12 protein-coding genes and 1 pseudogene are annotated in these 19,649 nt (G+C 73.6%); 7 read left to right on the top strand and 6 right to left on the bottom strand.

Going from position 1 to position 19,649, the window contains the following annotated elements; genetic code table 11:
- The first annotated feature begins 12 nt into the window (after positions 1 to 12).
- Positions 13 to 828 carry an ABC transporter ATP-binding protein gene (locus tag ACMXN5_RS38100; RefSeq protein ID WP_439681361.1) on the top strand — a complete coding sequence of 272 codons (816 nt, stop codon included), beginning with the start codon at positions 13 to 15 and terminating at the stop codon, positions 826 to 828.
- A 122-nt stretch (positions 829 to 950) separates the two neighbouring features.
- Here the strand turns inward: ACMXN5_RS38100 and ACMXN5_RS38095 are convergent.
- The 4 genes and pseudogenes from ACMXN5_RS38095 to ACMXN5_RS38080 form a co-directional block, all read right to left on the bottom strand.
- Positions 951 to 1,175 (bottom strand): annotated as a pseudogene (locus tag ACMXN5_RS38095) (cytochrome P450); the annotation flags it as partial.
- A 1,117-nt stretch (positions 1,176 to 2,292) separates the two neighbouring features.
- Positions 2,293 to 5,184 carry a poly(A) polymerase gene (locus tag ACMXN5_RS38090; RefSeq protein WP_439679484.1) on the bottom strand — a complete coding sequence of 964 codons (2,892 nt, stop codon included), beginning with the start codon at positions 5,182 to 5,184 and terminating at the stop codon, positions 2,293 to 2,295.
- Positions 5,184 to 6,926, bottom strand: coding sequence for an RNA ligase family protein (locus ACMXN5_RS38085; protein ID WP_439679483.1), 1,743 nt, complete (start codon positions 6,924 to 6,926; stop codon positions 5,184 to 5,186). The genes ACMXN5_RS38090 and ACMXN5_RS38085 overlap by 1 nt, the downstream gene beginning before the upstream one ends.
- A 265-nt stretch (positions 6,927 to 7,191) precedes the next feature.
- Positions 7,192 to 8,376, bottom strand: a complete 1,185-nt coding sequence (locus ACMXN5_RS38080) for a D-alanyl-D-alanine carboxypeptidase family protein (RefSeq protein WP_439679482.1) — start codon at positions 8,374 to 8,376, stop codon at positions 7,192 to 7,194.
- A 122-nt stretch (positions 8,377 to 8,498) separates the two neighbouring features.
- Here ACMXN5_RS38080 and ACMXN5_RS38075 point away from each other — a divergent pair, with 122 nt between their 5' ends.
- The 6 genes from ACMXN5_RS38075 (at position 8,499) to ACMXN5_RS38050 (ending at position 16,105) form a co-directional block, all read left to right on the top strand.
- A complete protein-coding gene (locus tag ACMXN5_RS38075) occupies positions 8,499 to 9,179 on the top strand; it encodes a response regulator (RefSeq protein ID WP_439679481.1) in 681 nt (226 codons plus the stop codon).
- Positions 9,176 to 10,696, top strand: coding sequence for an ATP-binding protein (locus ACMXN5_RS38070; protein WP_439679480.1), 1,521 nt, complete (start codon positions 9,176 to 9,178; stop codon positions 10,694 to 10,696). The genes ACMXN5_RS38075 and ACMXN5_RS38070 overlap by 4 nt, the downstream gene beginning before the upstream one ends.
- Positions 10,693 to 11,379, top strand: coding sequence for a GerMN domain-containing protein (locus ACMXN5_RS38065; protein ID WP_439679479.1), 687 nt, complete (start codon positions 10,693 to 10,695; stop codon positions 11,377 to 11,379). Before ACMXN5_RS38070 ends, ACMXN5_RS38065 begins: the two co-directional genes overlap by 4 nt.
- Before the next feature lie 159 nt (positions 11,380 to 11,538).
- Positions 11,539 to 12,420 carry an MFS transporter gene (locus tag ACMXN5_RS38060; protein WP_439679478.1) on the top strand — a complete coding sequence of 294 codons (882 nt, stop codon included), beginning with the start codon at positions 11,539 to 11,541 and terminating at the stop codon, positions 12,418 to 12,420.
- Positions 12,411 to 13,094, top strand: coding sequence for a hypothetical protein (locus ACMXN5_RS38055; RefSeq protein WP_439679477.1), 684 nt, complete (start codon positions 12,411 to 12,413; stop codon positions 13,092 to 13,094). The genes ACMXN5_RS38060 and ACMXN5_RS38055 overlap by 10 nt, the downstream gene beginning before the upstream one ends.
- A gap of 308 nt (positions 13,095 to 13,402) precedes the next feature.
- Entirely contained in the window at positions 13,403 to 16,105 is a 2,703-nt protein-coding gene (locus tag ACMXN5_RS38050) for an acyl-CoA dehydrogenase family protein (RefSeq protein ID WP_439679476.1), read from the top strand.
- A 31-nt stretch (positions 16,106 to 16,136) separates the two neighbouring features.
- Here the strand turns inward: ACMXN5_RS38050 and ACMXN5_RS38045 are convergent, their stop codons facing one another.
- Positions 16,137 to 18,809, bottom strand: a complete 2,673-nt coding sequence (locus ACMXN5_RS38045; protein ID WP_439679475.1) for a LuxR C-terminal-related transcriptional regulator — start codon at positions 18,807 to 18,809, stop codon at positions 16,137 to 16,139.
- A gap of 91 nt (positions 18,810 to 18,900) precedes the next feature.
- Positions 18,901 to 19,590, bottom strand: a complete 690-nt coding sequence (locus tag ACMXN5_RS38040; RefSeq protein WP_439679474.1) for an acyl-CoA-like ligand-binding transcription factor — start codon at positions 19,588 to 19,590, stop codon at positions 18,901 to 18,903.
- Positions 19,591 to 19,649 lie beyond the last annotated feature (59 nt).

The following is a 19,649-nucleotide window of genomic DNA, read 5'->3' as shown; positions in this document are numbered from 1 at the left end:
GCCGACGACGCGATGCGGATCACCGTCGAGGACCTGCGGGTCGTGCTGGCCGGGCGGGACATCCTGGCCGGCGTCGAACTGATCGCCGCCGCCGGGGAGATCACCGGCCTGGTCGGCCCCAACGGCAGCGGCAAGTCCACCCTGCTGCGCACGGTCTACCGCCACCTGAAGCCGCAGGGCGGCCGGGTCCTCCTCGGCGAGCGCGACCTGCGGTCGATGACCCCGGCCGCGGCGGCCCGGCACGTGGCGGCCCTGCCGCAGGAGCGGGAGAGCGACTTCGAGTTCACGGTGCGCGAGGTGGTCGCGATGGGACGCACCCCGTACCAGAAGGCGTTCGCGGGGGACAGCGCCGCCGACCGCGCGGCGGTCCTGATCGCGCTGGTGCAAACCGGCGTGGAGGAGCACCAGGGCCGCCGGTTCGCCACCCTGTCCGGTGGCGAACGCCAACGGGTGCTGCTGGCCCGGGCGTTGGCCCAGGAGCCGGATGTCCTGGTCCTGGACGAACCGACCAACCACCTGGACGTGCGCCATCAGGTCGAACTCCTCACCCTCCTCCGGGCCCAGGACCGCACGACGCTGATCGCCCTGCACGACCTCAACGCGGCGGCCTCGGTCTGCGACCGCCTGCACGTGCTGCACGAGGGCCGGGTCCGCGCGTCGGGCACCCCGAGGGAGGTGCTGACCCCGGCCCTGCTGGCCGAGGTCTTCGGCATCAGGGCGGCCGTTCTGGACCACCCCTTGACGGGTGACCTCCTGATCGCCGTCGACCACCGGAGCACGGCCCCGCCGGCGGCGATGGCGGTCGAATCACCCGGCCTGCGCCGGTGACACCGGGGCGGGGGTGATGTGCAGGTGCGCCGGGCCGTTGACCAGGAGGGAGGGGACCGGGGGCGGGGGAGGTCCCGGTGGGTCAGGGTCAGGTGGGGCAGGCGGTCGAACAGCGTGGTCAGGGCCACTTCGGCTTCCAGGCGGGCCAGGTGGGCGCCCAGGCAGTAGTGCGGGCCGTGGCCGAAGGCCAGGTGGGACTTGTCGGCGCGGGTGGGGTCGAAGGTGTCGGGGGCGTTCGGATGCACGGCGGGGTCCCGGCCGGCGGCGGCGAAGCCGATGATGATCGGGTCGCCCCGGGGGATGGTGACTCCCTCGCCCAGGTCGATGTCCTCGATCGCGTAGCGCATGGGGAGGAACATGACCGGGCCGTTGTGGCGCAGGGTTTCCTCGATGATGTCGTCCCAGTCGATGGCCTTCGCCCGGAGCCGGTCCAGGTGTTCGGGGTGGGAGAGCAGCGAGTACAGGGCGCTGGTGATCAGGTTCACCGAGGTTTCGTAACCGGCGCCGAGCATGAGGAAGAGCGAGTCGAGCAGTTCCTGACGAACGGGTCGGGTCGTGCCGGTGGTGGCGCCGGCGGTCCGGTCCTCCGTCGTGGCCAGGAGGTCGGTGGTCACATCGAGGCCGGGGTTCTGTTGCTTGTAGTCCAGCAACTCGTTCAATCTGGCCTGGAGTTCGATCTGGTAGGCGATTGCCGTGGCGGCGTCGGCCGCGGTGTCCAGGATCGCGTCGATCGCGGCACCGAGGGTGTGGCGCATGCTGTCGGGCACGCCCAGCAGGTCGCAGATGACCGTCATGGTCAGCGGCAGGGACAACGTGCGGCGGATGTCGACGCTCTCCCCGGGCGGCACCGCGGCGATCGCGTCGACCAGGCGATCCGCGGTCGCCTGGACCTGTGGCCGCATCCAGTGCACGCGGCGCGGCGCGAACGACGGGGCGACGTGGGCGCGTCGGCGGCGATGGTCCTCGCCGTATCTGTTGACGAAGCCCTGCTGGAGCGCGACCGGGGCGAGTGGCCATCCGGCGGGTACGTCGGCCAGTCCCGGCCAGTGCCGACGGAAGTCGCGGGAGACTCGGGGGTCGAGCGTCAGCGCCTGGATGACGCTGTGCCGGGTGATGGCCCAGGCCTTTACGCCGCCCGGGAGTTCGATCAGCACGGCCGGGCCCCGCGCGCGCAGCGCGGCGGCCTCCGCGTGTGCGGCTCGGGCGGTGGGGTCGAGAACGGGGCATCGATGGACGGGCTCTGCCGACATGCCTGGCTCCCTTCGCGGGGAACGTCCGGGATCACCGCCGGGCCGAGTGGCACTTGGTGACGGAGTTCGCGAAGCGGAGCGCCAAGCACACCGAATCCCCCCGGCGGTGCGTTGCTCTCTCTTCTACGCCTCGCGGCGAGGTATGACAACCGTGCGAAGACATCGAATCGGTGCGAATCCGGCGGGAGGGGTGGCGAGCGGGGGCGGCCGGGAATCAGGTGAGGGTCGGGATCGCGCCGCCGTCGGTGTGGGTGAGGGTGACGCCCGGCAGGGAACGGGACCAGCGGTCGGTGCACTTGGTCAGGTCGGCGGCGATGGGCGGGGCCGCACCGAGGCCGATGGCGTAGCGGGTGCCCGCGTCGAAGGGGCGGGGCCAGGCGTGGGCGTCCCGGATGCCGGCCTCCTCGAGGAGTCTGAGCAACGAGCGCACGCGGCCCCGAAGTCGCCCGGTCGTGGCGGCGAACTCGTCGGGGGAGGAGGGGAGTACGGTCAGGACCAGCCAGGCCGCGTGGCGGCGGTGCAGCGGGGGTGGTTCGGTCGCCTCGGACCACGGGCCGGTGCCGTCGGACTCCGCGCCGGTCAGGATCTCCCACGCGCGGTACAGCTCGTCGGTCAGGAGGTCGCGGCCGCCGGAGCCCACCTGTTCGGTGCAGGAGCGCACCGGGTGACTCGGTGTCAGGATCGACATCGGTGCTTCGGCGCGGGCGGTGCCGGCCGGTTCCGGGTGGGTGCCGCGGTGGGTGAGGCTTACCGGGGTGCGCCAGTCCCATGCGGCCCAGCCGGCGAAGAAGTCTCGGAGCAGGTCGCCCTCGGTGGCGTCGGGCGCGGCGTCGATGGTGGTTCGGGCGGCGAGTATCGACCAGGCCACGCCCGGGAGTCCGCCGAAGGGGGCCGAGTCCAGGCCGCGTGCGTGCGCCCAGGCTTTGACCTGCCGGGACAGGACGGCGAACCTCGCGTGTGCCGCGCCGACCGCGCTCAGGATCGCGTCGGCGTCGGTGACCGCGCTCAGCGCGACGGCGGCCGGTTCGGGCAGTTCGGCGCGGCGGTCCACCGCGGCGGCGGGCGGGATGCGTCCGGTGCCGACCAGTACGAGGTCGGTGGTCATGGCGCCGACGCCCAGTCGCAGTCCGGGCACGCGGGCGCCGATCACGGGACGGATGCCGCCGGCCTCGGGCAGGGCGGTGGCGACCCGGGCCGCCACCTCGCCGAGGTCGATCGTGCCGGGCAGGGCCAGGACGAGGTCCAGGTCCGCGTCGGGGGCGGCGCAGCCCATCCGCCGGGAGCCGACCACGGACACCACGCCCTCGTCCAACGCCCCCGCGATGCGGCGAGCGATCCGCCGCGCGTGTACGTCCCGTTCGGGATCGGTGGGCAGGGACGGCCCGTGCATGTCGGCGTTGGTGTCCGGGTGTTCCGGTAGCCACCTCAGGGCTCCCGTGCCCAGGGTCAGGAGGGCCCTGGGGCGCATGGGCTCGTCACCTCGGCGGGAGAGGAGGACCAGGGTGTCGACCCGGGCGGACGTCGGGCTCAGGCGAGCCGCGCACGTGGCCGCCGTTTGCCGGGGGTTGTCGCTGCGGCCCAGGGTCAGGTGCGGGATGTAGGGCCTGCCGTGCGCGTGGCAGTTGGGGAAGTGGCGGGCGAAGGTCTGGTGGAGACGCGCCCACGCGTCCTCGTCGGCCGCCGCCGGGTCGAGCCAGACGGTGGCGTCCTCGCGATGGCCGAAGGTGTGTACGCCGGACAACTCCGCGACGAATGGCGCCACTTGCGCTGCCGCGGCGGTGAGCAGCGGGGCGGCGCGGGTGAAGGCGGCCTCCGGGACGAAGCCGAAGAGGATGTTGACGTGCGGCGGCCAGCGGTCCACCTGCGGGTCGTGGGCGCGGCGGAGGGCCTGGAGGTCCGGCCACAGGTGTTGTGGGGGCAGCCACGCCAGTGCGGTGCGTGCCGTCGGGGCCGCGTCGAGGACGGCGGTGCGGGTGTCGGCGCCGGTCACGAGGTCGGCCTGGACGCCGAAGTGGTCGGAGATGTACAGGCCGTCGGGGTCGGGTTCGTCCCCTCGGAGCACCGCCGTTTCGGTGCGCCAGGTGCCCGTGCGGAGCAGGATTCGGTCCAGGCGTGCGGCGCGGCCGGTGCGGGAGCCGATGGCCGCGAGCGGGTTGGTGCCCGGGTCGAAGGTGGGTGTGTGGTCGTCGGGGCCGTGTACCTGCGTCCACGCGTCGGTCAGCCCGAGCGCGGCGGCGGGGCCGGTCGGGCCCGCGGCGCCGTCGTTGAAGTCGCCGACCACGACCAGGTCGTCCGGTACGCCCGCGAACCCGTCGGCGAGCGCGGCGAGTTCGACGCGGCGGCGGCCGGGGCCGTCCTGGGCGTGGTCGCTGGTCAGATGGGTGACGGCGAGGACCAGCGGCGTGGCGCCGGTGTCCACGGTGATCGCCGCCACGGCCTTGAACGGGCCCAGTACGTGCCGTCCGGCCTCGCGCACCGGCAGCCGGCTGAGCAGGACCAGTCCGCTGTCGGCGATGTCCCGGCCGGCGGGGTCGGTGTCCATCGTGTATGCCGCGCGCAGCCACGGCTCCGCGGTGAGCAGCGCGATCAGGTCGGGTTCGGCCTCCTGGAGCGCGATCACGTCCGCGTCGGCCGCCGCCAGTGCGGTGAGCAGGCGCGGTCGGCGGCGGGCGGTGTCGATGCGGTCGGCGTCGTAGCGGTCCCAGAGGGTGTTCCAGGTCAGCACGCGGATGCGGGCGGGGGCACCGGGGTCGGGTGCGGCTGTGGTTGTCGGTGCGGGTGCGGGCAGCCAGCGGCCCTTGGCCGGGTCGAACGTGTACGGTTCGCGTGCGGTGAAGAAGGGTGCGCGCAGGCGGCGCGGGTCGTGTGCGCGGCCGACGGTGCAGGTGTCGATCCGGTCCACACGTTCGGCCCGGTCCCACACCACCTCGCCGTCCGCCTCGATGCGCAACACCCGATGCCACGGGATGTCGCCGCCGGGGACGAACGCGGGCAGCGCGATGCGTTTCGGCTCGGCGCCGCGCCGGCTGACCGCCAGGACGAAGCGGGCCGGGTCGAAACGGGGGTCCCAGCGCACCCGGTGGTAGATCTCCTCGCTGGTACGCATCACGCCTCCTCCTCGTCCAGGGAGCCGGCGACGTCGTCGACGGTGCCGCCGGCACCGATGTACCGGGTCCGGCTCGCCTGTCCGGGGTAGGGCGGGGCGAACCGGCGTCCCTGCGCGGCGAGTACGGCCGGCGGGATCGGGTGTTCGCGCGTGGCGTTGCGAGCGGTCAGCTCGTCCTCGCCGACCAGCACGACGGTGTGTGTGGTCAGCGCGTTGCGGCGGTGCGCGATGGCGGACACCGCGGTCCGTTGCGGGCCGGTGAGCGAGGTGGCGTCCCAGACCACCGTACCCCCGGCGGCGAGCGCGGCGTCGAGGCGATCCAGGCCCTCGCGCAACACGTCGCCGTTGGCGCGCTGGTCGGCCCGGGCGCCGCGGGCCTCGCGCAGGTCGTCGAGGGCGATGTGGGCGGCGACGTCGGGGAGTCGGCGGGCGTAGGTGCTCTTGCCGCTGCCCGAGCGGCCGATCAGGTGCACCAGCCGGGGGAAGTCCCCGGACCAGTGCCGGCGGGTCGCCTCGGGCGGCATGGCCCAGCCCTTGGCGTGGGCGTCGCGCAGTTCGGCCCAGCAGCGGTCGGCCACGTCCGGCGGCAGGTCGGCGAACGCGGCGCGGGCCCGGGTACGCAGCGGGGCCAGGGGGGCCTCGTCGGTGAGGCCGGCGTCGGCGGCGAGCAGCGCCGACCACTCGACCCGCTCGTACTCCGCGGCGGCGTCCGCCGGGGTGGTGTCGGGGTCGGTCCGGGCGGCCGACACGGCGCCGGCGACCGCGTGCAGCACGCCCAGGTCGGCGGCGACCGCCAACCTGGCCAGTCCGCGCGGGCGTTCGTCGTCCGGGAACGGGCGGCGCAGCAGGGTCTGGAGGCCGACCAGGTCGGCGATCCGGCGGGCCGCGGGCATGCCGAGGGCCGCCGCCGATTCGGCGGCGAGGGCGGCGCGGGGCTCGGTGTGCAGGGCGGCGGCGAGTACGCCGGTCAGTCGGGCGTCGCCGGAGCGGCCCAGGACGTCGACGCGGGCGCAGGCGTCGGCTGCCAACTCGATCGTGGCGGGGGTGGGTTCGTCCCGGCCCAGGAGGCGGAACAGGGCCGGGAGGTCGGGCTCGGTGCCGGAACGCACGTCCCAGAGCGCGGCGTTCGGGCCGAGGCCGTTGGGGATCACGGCGGCGTGCATCCAGTGTGTGTCGGTCTGCACGTGGCCGCGGCGCACCCATTTGGTCACGCGTCGGCCGAACTCCGCGCGGGGGAAGCCCTCGACGGAGCGTACGACGAAACCCTCCTGACGCGCGGGGTCGAGCCGGATCGCGCGCAACGCGCGTTCGTCGAACACGCCGCGCCACAACACCGGCGGGGTCGGTATGCCCAGACGGCGCAGGAAGCGCGTGCTCTCGTCCCAGCCGAGGCAGTCGTCGCCGGCCCAGACCGAGAAGCCGTAGAACCAACTCGCCAGCGTGTCGTAGCCGAGCGAGTGGCGTGCGTACATGTTCTCCCCGCACACCCGCCACCCGGCCGGGATCCGCGCGCCGATCCGGCCCTGGAGCCCCTTGACCCAGGTGCGGGAGGGGTGGTGCTGCGAGTCGAGCGAGCGCGCGTGCAGCCCGTCGGAGTAGAGCGTGGTGTTCTCGCCGTCGAGCTTCTCGGTGACCACGACCTCGAGGCCGCGGAGCGCGGACAGATCGCCCGACCGGATGTCGTCGGCGCCTGCGCCCGGGGACCAGGGGACGTGGGGGGTGCGGGGATAGTGCGTACGCATGTCCCCTCCGCTCCTGTATCCCCCGCGCCCGATGCGGTCCCGAGCCTTGCGGGAGCCTCGGTCACTGTAGGAGGCGGGGTGGGGTGGGGCCATCGAATTTCGGCCGGGTGGGGCGGGCGGAGTGGGGCGTGGGGCGTCGGGGCTTGGGGCGGGGGCGTGGTGGGTGAGCGCGCGAAGGCGGGTGCTTCGCGCGCCGGCGCCGTGGGCGGGTGGGGTGGGTGTTGCGGGCTCGCGGGCTCGCGGCTTGCGGCTTGGGGTTGACGGTTTACGGCTTTCCGACCGACGTGAGGAGCTTTTCGGATTCGGAGATCGCGGCGGCTGCGGTCTTGCCTCGGTGCTGGGACATGACCGCGCCGATGATCAGGTGCTTGCGGCCGTTGAGTTGGCGTTCGGCGGCGAAGACCAGGTTGGCGCCGGCGGGGGTGGTGAAGCCCGTTTTGCCGGCTACCACGCCGTCGTGGCCCAGGAGGGAGTTCCCGTTGGGCTTGGTGGCTCGGGCGGAGTCGGTGTAGGAGGGGACGCCGGCGATCGAGGCGAAGCCCGGGTCGCGCATGGCCGCGCCGAACAGCTTGACCTGGTCGGCGGCGGTGCTCACGGTGGCCGGATCGAAGCCGCTGGGGTCGGTGTACGTGGTGTTCGTCATGCCCAACTCGCGGGCGGTGCGGTTCATTCGGGCCACGAATGCCGCGTCGCCGCCGTCGACCCAGCGGGCGATCTCGTGGGCGATGTTGTTCGCCGACACCACCATCAGCGCCTCCAGAGCCCGACGTTGGGTGAAGGTCTCGCCCGCCGTGATCGGGGTCAGGCTCTCCGAGCGACGCAGCCGGTCGGCGGAACGGGCGGCCTCCTCGGCGGAGATGGTGAAGGACGGTCCCGAGCTGCCGGCCGCGAGCGGCTTGGCCTTGAGAAAGACGTACGCCGTCATCACCTTGGCCACACTCGCGGTCGGCGTCGGCTTGGCGGTGCCGGAGGTGAGCGGCGTGCGGGCGCCGTCCACGGACAGCGCCGCCTGGCCGTCCTTGGGCCAATCGGGTTGGAGCGTGAGGTCGCCGTCGGTGGCGGAGACGGTCGCGGTCACCGGCGCGGTACGGGTGGCCGGCCCGGCATCGTCCGCACAACCGGCGACCAGCGCGATCAACGCCCCGACGACGAGCGCGGTGGGACCTCGCAACGACCGACGGCGACCGGCGAGAGCGGCGCGGCGCTTCGCGGAGGCGCGACGGTTGGCGCCGGCGGCGGCGGCCGGGTCGGGGACAAGGGCGGCGGTGACCGGGACCGACGTGGGAGCCGAACCCGCGACGTGGTCGGTGATACGGCCGGCGGCCGCCCCGACCCGGGCGGGGCCGGAGACCCCGGCGTGGTGGGCCCTGCTGTCGTTGCGTGCGTCGGCGCCGGCTTTCGTTGTTTTCGGGGTGGTCGCCTGCGTGGCGGCGATGTCGTGAGGCTTCATGGGGTCGACCATGGCGACCTCGGATGACCGCATTCGGCCGGGAACAAGACCGTTGTGTCACAACCCGCGCGATCGGCCGGTGGTGCGGGAGACGGGGCGGGGAGCTGTTCGATACTGACCCAATGGTTCGTGTGCTCTTGATCGAAGACGACCCCGCGGTGGCCGAGGGGTTGGCCCTCGGGCTGCGCCGGCAGGGCTACACCGCCGAGGTGCGGCACAGCGGCGAGGAGGGGCTGGCCGGGGTGGCCGAATTCGATCCCGACCTCGTCGTGCTGGACGTGATGCTGCCCGGCATCGACGGCTTCGAGGTGTGCCGGCGGATCCGGCGGGCCGGCACGTTGCCGGTGATCATGTTGACCGCGCGCGACGAGGACATGGACATCGTGGTGGGTCTGGAAGCCGGCGCCGACGACTACGTGGTCAAGCCCGTGCAGTCCCGGGTCCTGGAGGCGCGGATCCGCGCGGTCCTGCGGCGCGCCGACTCGGCCACGCCCGCCGGCCGCCGGGAGGTGCACGGCGACCTGACCCTGGACCGCACCGCGCTGACCGTGTCCAAGGCCGGCCGGTCGATCCCCCTCGCCCCTTCCGAACTGCGGCTGCTCCTGGCGCTGTCCGCCGCCCCCGGCCGGGTGTTCAGCCGGGGCCAGCTGCTCGAAGCGGTCTGGGAACACCCGTTCCTGGGCGACAGCCGACTGGTGGACGCGTGCGTCAAACGGCTGCGGATCAAGATCGAGGACGCCGAGCGCCCCGCCCGGTACATCCAGACCGTGCGCGGCTTCGGCTATCGGTTCGGCCCGCTGTGAGTGGGTCCGGTGCCGTACTGCGCGGGCTGCGTGCCACGCCGCGTGCGGTACTGCGCGGGCTGCGCGGCCTGCGGGTACGGCTGGCGGCGGCCTGTCTGCTGGTGGCCATGTTCGCCGCGCTGACGACGGCCGCGCTGACCTACCGCGAGGCGCGCGGCGCGATGTTGCAGCGGGCCCAGGACTCGACGGTGCACTCGGTACGCGACCGGGTCCAGACCGTCGCGCGGTTGACGCCGTACCCGCCCGACCAGGCCGCGCTGGAGCGGATCGCCGCGCTCGTGGACCCCCGCACCCGCACCGACCACTGGGCGGTGGCGGTCGGATACCGGGACCTGTGGGCGACGACCAATCGCGACTTCGGTCCGAGCGAGATCCCCACCGAACTGCGGGGTACCGTCGCCGGGCGCACCGCGACCGCCTTCCAGCGGGTGCACCGCAATGGACGGGTACTGCTCGCGGTCGGTGTGCCGATCGCGTTCAGCGGCCCGGGCCGGACCACCGCCTCCGGGGTGGAGGTCTACGTGATGACGCCGATGCAGACCCAGGTACAGGAGGAGGCCGCCCTGGTCCGCGCCGCGCGCAACGGCGCCATCCCCGCGGTGCTGGCCGCGCTGGTCCTGGCGCTGATCGTCGCGGGCGGCGTGCTGCGCCCGGTCCGGGCCCTGCAACGGGCCACCCGGCGGCTGGCCCGGGGCCGCCTGGACACCCGGCTCCAGGTCAAGGGTGGGGACGAACTCGCCGAGCTGGCCCAGGACTTCAACCACACCGCGGCGGCGCTGGAGGAGCACGACGCGCGGCTGCGCCGACTGGAGGCGCGGGCCCGGGCGTTCGCCGCGGACGTCTCACACGAACTGCGCACCCCGCTGGCCGCGATGACCGCGGTGACCGACGTACTGGACGAGGACGCCGCGGCCGAACACCTGGACCCCGACACGGCCGCGGCGCTGCGGCTGATCTCCTCGGAGACCGGCAAGCTCACCCGGCTGGTCGACGACCTGATGGAGATCTCCCGCTTCGACGCGCGCGCCGCCGCGCTGCACGTGGACGAGTTGGACATGGCGGAGGCGGTTCGCCGCTGCCTGGCCGCGCGGGGATGGCGGGACGCGGTGACGACCAGGCTGCCGGAGGGGATCCGGGCCGAGGTCGACCCGCGGCGGCTGGACGTGGTGGTGGCCAACCTGGTCGGCAACGCGCTGCGCCACGGTGCGCCGCCGGTGGAGGTGGCGCTGGCGGCCGAGCGGCGCGACGACGGCGACTGGGTCGTACTCACCGTCGCCGACCGGGGCCCCGGCCTCGCCGCGGAGACCCTGGATCGGGTTTTCGAGCGTTTCTTCAAGGCCGATGCGGCGCGCACCCGCTCCTCCGGCAGTGGCCTGGGCATGGCGATCACGCTGGAGAACGTCCGGCTGCACGACGGGCTCATCCGGGCGGCGAACCGGCCCGACGGAGGTGCGGAGTTCACGGTGGAACTGCCTCGCCATGCCCGTGTCGGCACCGAAGGTCGGGAGGACGGATGAGGGTGCGGCCGCTGCGGATGCAGGTGCGGATGCGCATGGGTACGAGGCGCGGGAACGGGGTCGCCCGGCTGCGACTGCCTTTCCTGGCGGCGGTGTTGCTGGCGGTCGGGGCCGGCTGCGGGATTCCGGCCACCGGCGCGATCGAGGCGGGTCAGCCGGCCGACGGCATCATTCCGCCCGCCGACGCGAACCATCCGAGTGGGGTGTACGTGTACATGGTCGACGCCCACCGGGTCGTTCCCGAGTTGCGCACCTCGTCCGGCGGCGACAGTCCGCAGGCCGCGATCGACCTGCTGCTCGCGGGGCCGACGCGTGAGGAGACGCTGACGGGTGTGAGTACGGCGATCCCGGCGGGGGTCGGCCCCGCGCGGGTGACGGTGGTCGAGTACGGCACGCTCCGGGTGGAGCTGGCCGGCGCGAGTCCGCTCGGCGAGACCGCGCTGGAGCAGGTGATCTGTACCGCCGCGACGGCCGGCAGCCGCAACCTCCCCGGCGGCGGCTCGGGCGCCGTCTCGGTGATCACCCCCGTCCAGCGCGCCGAGAACCGGGTCTGCCCGACGTCGCTCGTCGGTACCTCCGGCGGCTCCGGGAGCGCGCTCCCGCCTCGTCGGCCCGGCTCGGGGCCGGAGACCGCCGAGCAGGTGGCCCCCGGCCGCCTTCCGCCTGTCCCGCCGGTCGGCTGATCGAAGGGGCCTGCTGTCGCTGCCGGATCCAACGCGAGAATCAACGCGCGTAGATACTGTTGAGGTCGAAAAATATAGGAGTAGGCTCCGAAATCGGAGCCGACTCCGAAAAGAGTGTCTGCTCTCAAGGTGAGTCGAGCCTCGACGAGGGAGCAGCGCATGGGCGCGACGGAAACGGCGGGCGAGGCGACGGGTACCGCGGCGGCGGGCGCGGTCGGTGTCGGGCGGCGCAGGTGGTGGGCGTTGGCCGCGTTGAGTCTGGCCATGTTGGCGGTGGGGCTGGATGGCACCGTGCTGAGTGTGGCCCTGCCGAGGTTGGCGGGGGATCTGGAGGCGACGGCTTCGGATTTGCAGTGGTTTTCGTCCTCGTACCTGCTGTTCCTGGCGGCGGCGATGCTGCCGATGGGGCTGCTCGGCGATCGGCTGGGGCACAAGCGGGTGTTGGTCGCCTCGCTGTCGTTGTTCGCGCTGTCGTCGGCGGGGTGTGCGTACGCCACGACGCCCGGATGGTTCATTGCGGCCCGTGCGGTGCTCGGGGTGGCCGGCGCGGGGATCGTGGTGATGGCGTTGTCGGCGTTGACGGTGTTGTTCCCGGTGCACGAGCGGCCGCGGGCAGTGGGGGTGTGGTCGGCGGCGAACTTCCTTGCGCTGCCGCTGGGTCCGCTGCTCGGCGGGTGGATGCTGACGCATCTGTGGTGGGGGTGGGTGTTCCTGATCAACGTGCCGGTCGCGTTGGTGGGTGTGGTGGTGGTGTCGGTATTGGTCCCGGCGTCGGAGGCCGCTGCCGGGCGTCGGTCGCGGCCGGATCTGGTCGGGGTGTTGTTGTCCACCGCGGGATTGGTGGGTGTGACGCTCGGGTTGATTCGGGCCGGGGAGTACGGCTGGGACGATGCGTGGGCCTGGGGGTCGATCGGCGGCGGCCTGGTGCTGCTCGCCGGGTTCGGGCGATACGAGCATCGGCTCGGGTGCCGGCCCGGGGGCAACCCCTGCTGGATCTGCGGGTGTTCGCGTCGAGGTCGTACACGTGGGGCGTGGTGCTGATCGGTATCGCGGTGTTCGCGAACATCGGGGTGTTGTTCACGATGCCGCAGTACTTCCAGGCGGTGCGGGGCACGGACGCGATGGGTTCGGGGGCGCGATTGTTGCCGATCATCGGCGGGTTGGTGATCGGTGCGGTGCCGGCGGATCGGGTGGCCCGGGTATTGGGGGTCAAGGTCGCGGTGGCGGTCGGGTTCGTGCTGATGGCGGCGGGGCTGCTGATGGGTGGGGCGACGGGGGTGGGGTCGAGCACGTGGTTCGTCGCGTTGTGGATGGGGTTGAGCGGGGCGGGGATGGGGCTGGCGATGGCGACGTCGACCTCCGCGGCGCTGTCGGAGGTGTCGGAGGGGCGCAGCGGGGTGGAGGCCGCGGTGTTGCAGGCGGCGAACAAGGTGGGTGCGCCGTTCGGTTCGGCGATTTTGGGCAGTGTGGCGCTGACCGGGTATCGGGATCGGCTGCGGGTGCCGGATCTGTCCGCCGCCGACCTGCACACCGCCCGTTCCGGGGTGTTCGGCGGCACGGAGGTCGCGGGCAGGCTCGGCTCGGCGCCGATGTCGGCCTCGGTGCGGGGGGCGTTCGTGCACGGGATGGATCTGGCCCTGCTCGTGTCGGGCGGCGTCGCGGTGCTCGGGTTGGTCGTCGCGCTCGTGTTCATGCCGGGGCGGGCGGCGGGGTGATTGGCCACCCCGGATCGAGTAGGGGGCGGTCGGAGGCGGGGTAAGGGCCGGGTCAGGGGTTCCCCCGGTCGTGGTCGGGTTCATACGCTGGCCTGGCCAACCGGTTGACCGCCGGGTCGTCGTGCCCAGCGACGGCCCGGCAAGCCACGACCGGAGCGCGGGGGGTCGCGTCGGCCGCCGGAGGGGATCCGGGAGCGCCGTACGCGCCGGGTCACCGTACGCACCGGATCATCGTCCGCGAACTCCCGTCGAATCGGCGGGGGTTCGCGGGCGCGCGGTCCGGGGCCATCGCCGAAGGGAGCCGCGCCATGCATGTGTCGCGCCGGGACGAGGTCGAGGGGTTTGCCGGGGCCGAAGGGTTGGCGGGGGGTGGGGTGCCCGCCGATGCCGAAGGCTTGGCCGGGGACGAGGGGTTCGCGGAGGTCGCGGCGGGGCTGATCGCCCGGCACTGGGGAGGGGCCGCCGCCGCGCCGACGGGAGATCTGGATCGGCTGTGGGAAATGGGCGCCGGGCACGGCTGGTTCGACCTCGGGCGCGAGGACGATCTCGCCGCCTCGATCACCCTGGCCCGGGTGCTCGGGCGGGCCGCGTGTCCGCTGCCGGTGTCGGCGGGATTTGTCGCGGCACGGTTGTTCGCCGAACATGTCGGGCTGGCAACGGCGATCGGCGACGGCGGCGTCCGGGTGGCGACGGCGTTGCCGGGTGATCCGGGGCTGCCGGGGGCCGGTTGCCTGGTCGAGGCGGGTGACGTCGCCAGCCATGTCCTGCAACTGCCGCCCGGTGGTGGGCCGATGGGGCTGCATCGGATCGAGGCGGTCGACCCGGTCGAGGACTTGGCGGTGCCGGGGTGGACCCGGGCCCGCCTCGGCTCGGCGCTGGCCTACCTCGAACTCTCCGCCGCCGAGGCCGATCGTGCGGTGACGGTGTTGCGGCTCGGCTGGGCCGCGCGGGCGCTCGGCGCCGCGGAACGCGTGGCGGGGGCGGCGCTCGCGCACGCCAGGGTGCGAACTCGGGCCGGCGAGCCGGTGGGTGCGTTTGCCGCGGTGCGGCAGCGGGCCGATCGTATGGAACTGGGCGCGGGCGATCTGTTGATCGCCGACGCGGTGCGGCGCTATGCGGAGGGCGCGGGTGATTGGGCGATCGCCGCCGAGTTGGCCGTCGCGCAGATCCGACGGGTCGCGCCGCGTGTACGGTTCGGCGCGCACCATGAGCCGGCCGTGGCCGGCTGCTCCGACGAACACGAGACGCCGTGGTTGTTCCATCGGGTACGAGCCGACCTGGCCTGCCTGCGCGCATTCGCGGCGCCCGGCGGGGACGCGGCGGATCGGCTGCTGGAGGAGACCCCGAGCGGCGAGACCGCAGCGGGCGCCGCCGTGCACGGGACAGGTGTGCGCACGCCCACCCTGCCGGACCCGTGGCTGGGCCCGGACGGCGAGGCCGTGCGGGAGGCGTGCCGAAAGGTGGCCTCGGGGCGGTGGGGACCGACGGCGTCGGGGGCGGGGTCGGGCCCGGAGGGGGTGCCGGACACGGGATCGGGATCGGAGCGGGGGACGGAACCGAAGCGGGAACCGGGGTCGGAGGAGGCGGAGTTGGAATCGGAATCGGAGCCGCATTCGACTCCGAGGCGGCAGACGGGGTCGGAGTCGGGGTTGGAGGCCACGAACGCGGCGGCGTACTCGTCGGGTTCGGCAACGCCGTCGCTGTTGTCCGCCACCGCGTCCGCCTCGGAGGACCCCGCCACCGCGTCCGCCGCGCCTGTGTCTGCTGCGCCAACGTCCGTGTCGGGCGCGCCGCCGTCCGCCGCGTCCGCGTCTGCTTCAGGTGCGTCCGACTCGGTTGCGGGGGTCTTTGGGCGGGGCGCCTCCGTGGGGTCTGGTTTTGGGTGGGTTGGCGGGGGCTGCCTTGCTGCCTCGGCGGATGGTGAGGGCGTTGATGATCCTGCCGTCGTGGCGGAGGCTGCCGGCCATGGGTGGTTTGCGCTCGGGTGGTCGGGGGCGGACGGTAGGGGTGGGGGAACTGCCTCGGAGCGGTTCGCGCTTCGGCAGGAGGTCTGCCGGCTGCGGCTGCCGATCCTGGACGCGCTGACCACCGCCACCGTGTTCGGCCCGGCGATCGCCCGGTACGGCTCGGCGGAGCAGCGGGCGCGGCTGTTGCCGGCGTTGCGGGAGGGCACGATCCGGATCGCGTTGGGATACCGGTGGTCCGAGGCCGACTTCGATCCGGCCGCGGTGCGGGCGAGTGCGGTCCGTACCGGTGCCGGCGAGCGGGACGACTGGATCCTCACCGGCGCGCGGATATGGACGGCCGACGCACATCGTGCCGACCGGATGTGGCTGGTGGCCCGTACCGACGCCGACGTCGAGTCGCCGCGCGCCGGGCTCACCGTCTTCCTGGTGCCCACCGACGCGCCGGGCGTACTGCTGCGACCGCATCGTTCGCCGGCCGGCGAGCGCGGGTGCATCGTGTTGCTCGACGAGGTCCGGGTGTCGGACTCGGCCAGGATCGGGACCGTGGGCGGTGGTTGGGCGCCGGTCGCCGAGACGTTCACCGCCGAGCCGATCCTGCTCGGCGACGTCGCGGCCACGTTGCATCGTCGCCTGACGGACCTGATCGGACTGCTGCGCGCGGGCGCCGGCACGCGGCCCGTCGCGGGTGCCCGTGGGTCCGCGGCCCGAGCCGCGGTGGCCGAACTGGCCGTGCGGACCCAGGCGGTGCGGCTCCTGGCCACCGCGGCGGCGGTACCCGCACCGGGCGGCCGGGCGGAGCATCCGCGTTTGCACGCCTCGGCGGCTCGGGTACTCGGCGCCGAACTGGCCGCCGACTTCGGCCCGATCGGCCTCGAACTCCTCGGCCCCGCAGCCGTCCTGGGCGCCGGCGCCCCGGGCGCGCCGGGAGCCGGAGGCTTCGAGCCGGAACTGTGGCCCGCCCCGCACTACACCCCCGCCGGCGACACCGACGACCTGCACCATGACCTACTGGCCCACTCCCTCGGCCTACCGGCCCGCGTCTGACACCTTCGGCCACCTCGACGACTGCGAACGATCAGACCCTGTGCAGGCCCGTGCGGAGGTGGGACGGGAGTTCGCGGCGGTTCTTGATGTCGAGCTTTCGGTAGACCCTGGTCAGGTGTTGCTCGACGGTGCTGACCGTGATGAACAGTTCCTCCGAGATGCCCCGGTTGCTGTACCCGCAGGCGGCGAGCGCCGCCACACGCTTCTCCGATTCGCTGAGGTTGGTGTCGCCGGTGGTGGGGGTACCGCCGGTGGAGGCGGTGAGCAGGTCGGCGTAGGCGTGCGCGACGGCGCGGTAGCGCGGGCGGGCGCCGCAGTCGCGGGTGAGGTGCCAGACGCGGCTTTGCAGCGTTGCGGCGCGGGCCGGTTCGGCCCGGGCGCGGTACGACTCGGCCAGGGCTTCGAGGGTGCGGGCCAGTTCCAGGGGGTCCTCGGAGTGGCGCAGTGCCTCGACCGCCTGGGTGAGCAGTTCCGGGCGCTCGGCGACGTCCACCGTCATCGCCCGCAGCCGCAACGCCGTGCCCCGGACCCGGCCGCCCCCGGGACCGCACAGCCGCAACTGCTCGACCACCAACCGCCGGGCCCGCTCGGTCTCGTCCAGGCGCAGCAGCGCCTCGGCGACGTCGGTCCGCCAAGGGATCAGGAACGGCTGGTCCACCCGCCAGGCGTGGACCAGCCAGGCCACGTGCAGGAAGTCGGCGAGCGCCGCGCGGGCCTGGTCGGTGGCCAGATGGAAACGGCCGCGGGCACGGAGGTAGGTGAGGCCGTGCAGGCTGGAGTACAGCGCCTTGGTGACCGGCCGGTTCACCTGACGGGCCGCGGCCTCGTAGTCGCCCATCGCGGTGTACACCGAGATCAGCCCGGCCAGCGGGCCGCCTAGGTACAGGCTGCCGGTGTGCTCGGGCATCGCCGCCATCGCCTGGCGCGCGTAGCCTTCCGCGTCCGGCAACCGCCCCTGATGCAGCGCCGCTTCGGCACACGCGGAGGCGAACACCGCCACCCAGCCGGGGGCTTCGCGCCGGATCGATTCGGCGAGGAAGTCCCGGCAGTGCGCCTCCGCGACGCCCGCCCGGTCGCGGGCGATCAGCAACCGCGCGGCGGTGACGATCGGGAACAGCGTCACGTCCGTCAGCCCCGACACGCGCAGAAGCTGTTCGGCGGCCTCCAGCCGCTCGGCCGGATCGGTCGCCGACGCGCTCGGACCGGGATCGTCCGACCACGGGAACGGCACGTCCGACTCGACGTGTTCGACCCACTCGGCCCGGGGGTCGGTGCGCTTGCGGAGCCGGTCGAACACCTCGCGCGCCGTGTCGAGTCGGCCGTGGGCGCGCAACTGCCGGGCCACCGAGGCCATGCTCGACTCCGGCAGGTCGCCGACCGCGAGCGCGGCCAACGGTTCGCCCAGGCAACGCTGTTCGGCGGCGCTCGGGTTGAGCCGCCAGGAGATCTCGGCCAGTCGCACATGGATCTCGGCCCGGACCGAGGGGTCGCGGCACTGTTCGGCGGCCGACTCCAGGTAGTCGATGGCACGTCGGGCCCGGTCCCGGGACAGCGCCTCCTCGGCGGCCTCGCGCAACACGCCCACCGCCCACGTGTCCGGGACATCGCGCGCGGCGAGCAGGTGCCGGGCCGTCCGCGCCGCCGGGGCGCCCTCGTGCCGCAGGATCGTGGCCGCCCGGCGGTGCAGCGCGCCCTGCTCGGCCGGATCCAGGCTGTCCAGCAGCGCGGTTCGGGCCGCTCCGCGCAGGCGGTCGTCCTCGATCAGGCCGGCGGCGGCCAGGGCGCCCAGGCCCTGTGCGGTGGCCACCGGGGTGGTGCCGGCGAGCGCGCCCGATACCTCGGCGGACGCGGGTGCGCCCAGGATCGCCAGTGCCTTGGCCACCCGCCACATGCCGCCGCCACCGCGCCGCAGACAGGCGCGTACCGCCTGGCTGTACGGGCCGCCGGGCGCGGGCCGCAGCGGGGTCGTGGCGGGGCGTTCGGTCGCCGACCGCAGCTCCTCGACCAGCGCGCGGAGCAACAGCGGGTTTCCGCCGGTGATTTCGTGGACTTCGTGGGCATGCTCCCGACCCGGCGGGTCGAAGCCCACGGCCGACGACTCGGCCACTGCGGCCGGGCTGAGCGGGGCGAGCCGGATCCGGCGCAGTGCCGGTTGGCGCAGGAACTCCGTGTCCAATTGCGGGTCCTGTAGCGCCGGGCCGGGGGAGCGGGCGAACAGCACCAGAACCCGGGCCCGGGCGGAGCGGCGGCCCAGGTGCAGCAGGCAATGGACGGACGCGGAGTCGGCGTGCTGGAGGTCGTCCACGCACACCACGACCGGGTGCCGGTGCGCGACGTCGTGCAGCGCGGTGGTGAGACGGCGGGCCGCGCGCGGCGCGTCGCCGTCGTCGAGCATCTCGGCCAGCGGAGCGGCGAGTTCGACGGGTAGGGGCGGACCGTCCAGGAACTGGCGGAGCACACCCAGTGGTTGCCCGATCGTGCTGCGCGATCCGGTCGCGGTCAGCAGTAGTGCGCCGATGTCGCCGGCCCGTTCGCCGACCCAGGACAACGTCTCGGTCTTGCCGCAGCCGACCCCCGCCTCGATCAGGACGATGCCGCCCTGCGCCTCGGCGCACTCTTTGAGCGCGGTGCGTAACCTGCCGAATTCCGGACCTCGTTCGATGAACTCCATGGCCTCCGCGCGCCCCCAAATGTCGGCCTGCACACGTTCTCCCACCGGTGCATGAAACCCCGGTCACATGGAACAAGTCAACCATCGGTAGTCGGCCATTGACCCGTAGTGACTGTAGGGGAGATCATCCATGGCGGGAAGGTCTGGGCTCGGAATGCCCGCGACGGCCCGCCGAGTTGCGGTGGGCTGGGGGTTGCGGGCTGTGGAGCTGGAGCGGGAGGCCCGCCTCCAGGCGGGCGAGGGCGTCGTCGAGGGTGGCGATCAGATCCAGGTCCGGTTCGTCCGCCCAACGCACCATCGTGTCCAGCATGATGCCGAACGCGGCGCCCGTGAGTGCCCGGATCGCCGGATCGTCGGCGCCGTACCCGGTTCGCTCCGCGAGCAGCGCGGTGACCGTGCGCATGACCTCGACGAAGTTGGCGAAGCTCAGTCCGCGCAGCGTCGGCACCGACAACATCAGGACGGTTCGCCGCCGCGCCTCGGTGAGTTCGTCGGCGGTCAGCGCGGCCAACGTCTCGCGCAGCGCCGCCCGCAGCGTCGGGATCGGTGGCAATTCCGCGGGCCGGCTGCGCAACGACTCCAGGAACACCGGGTCGTAGGCGTCGGAGAGGACCAGGTCCTCCTTGGTGGCGAAGTAGCGGAAGACCGTACTCGGCGCCACTTCGGCCGCCTCGGCGATCTGCTCGACCGTGGTCGCGTCGTAGCCCCGCTCGTCGAACAGCCGCAGCGCCGCGCCCTGGATGGCCGCGCGCGTTCGGGCCTTCTTGCGCTCCCGGATCCCGACCGTCGGCGCTGCGGGGGAGGGCGACGTCATGGGACACCTCATGCTCGGATACTCGGCGTCCGACCAGCGTACTGTTCGCGCCCCGACCG

The organism is Embleya australiensis, from assembly GCF_051903075.1.
Lineage (GTDB): Bacteria > Actinomycetota > Actinomycetes > Streptomycetales > Streptomycetaceae > Embleya.
Note: the sequence above shows the minus strand (reverse complement) of the source record. Positions and strands in the feature narration are given on the sequence as shown.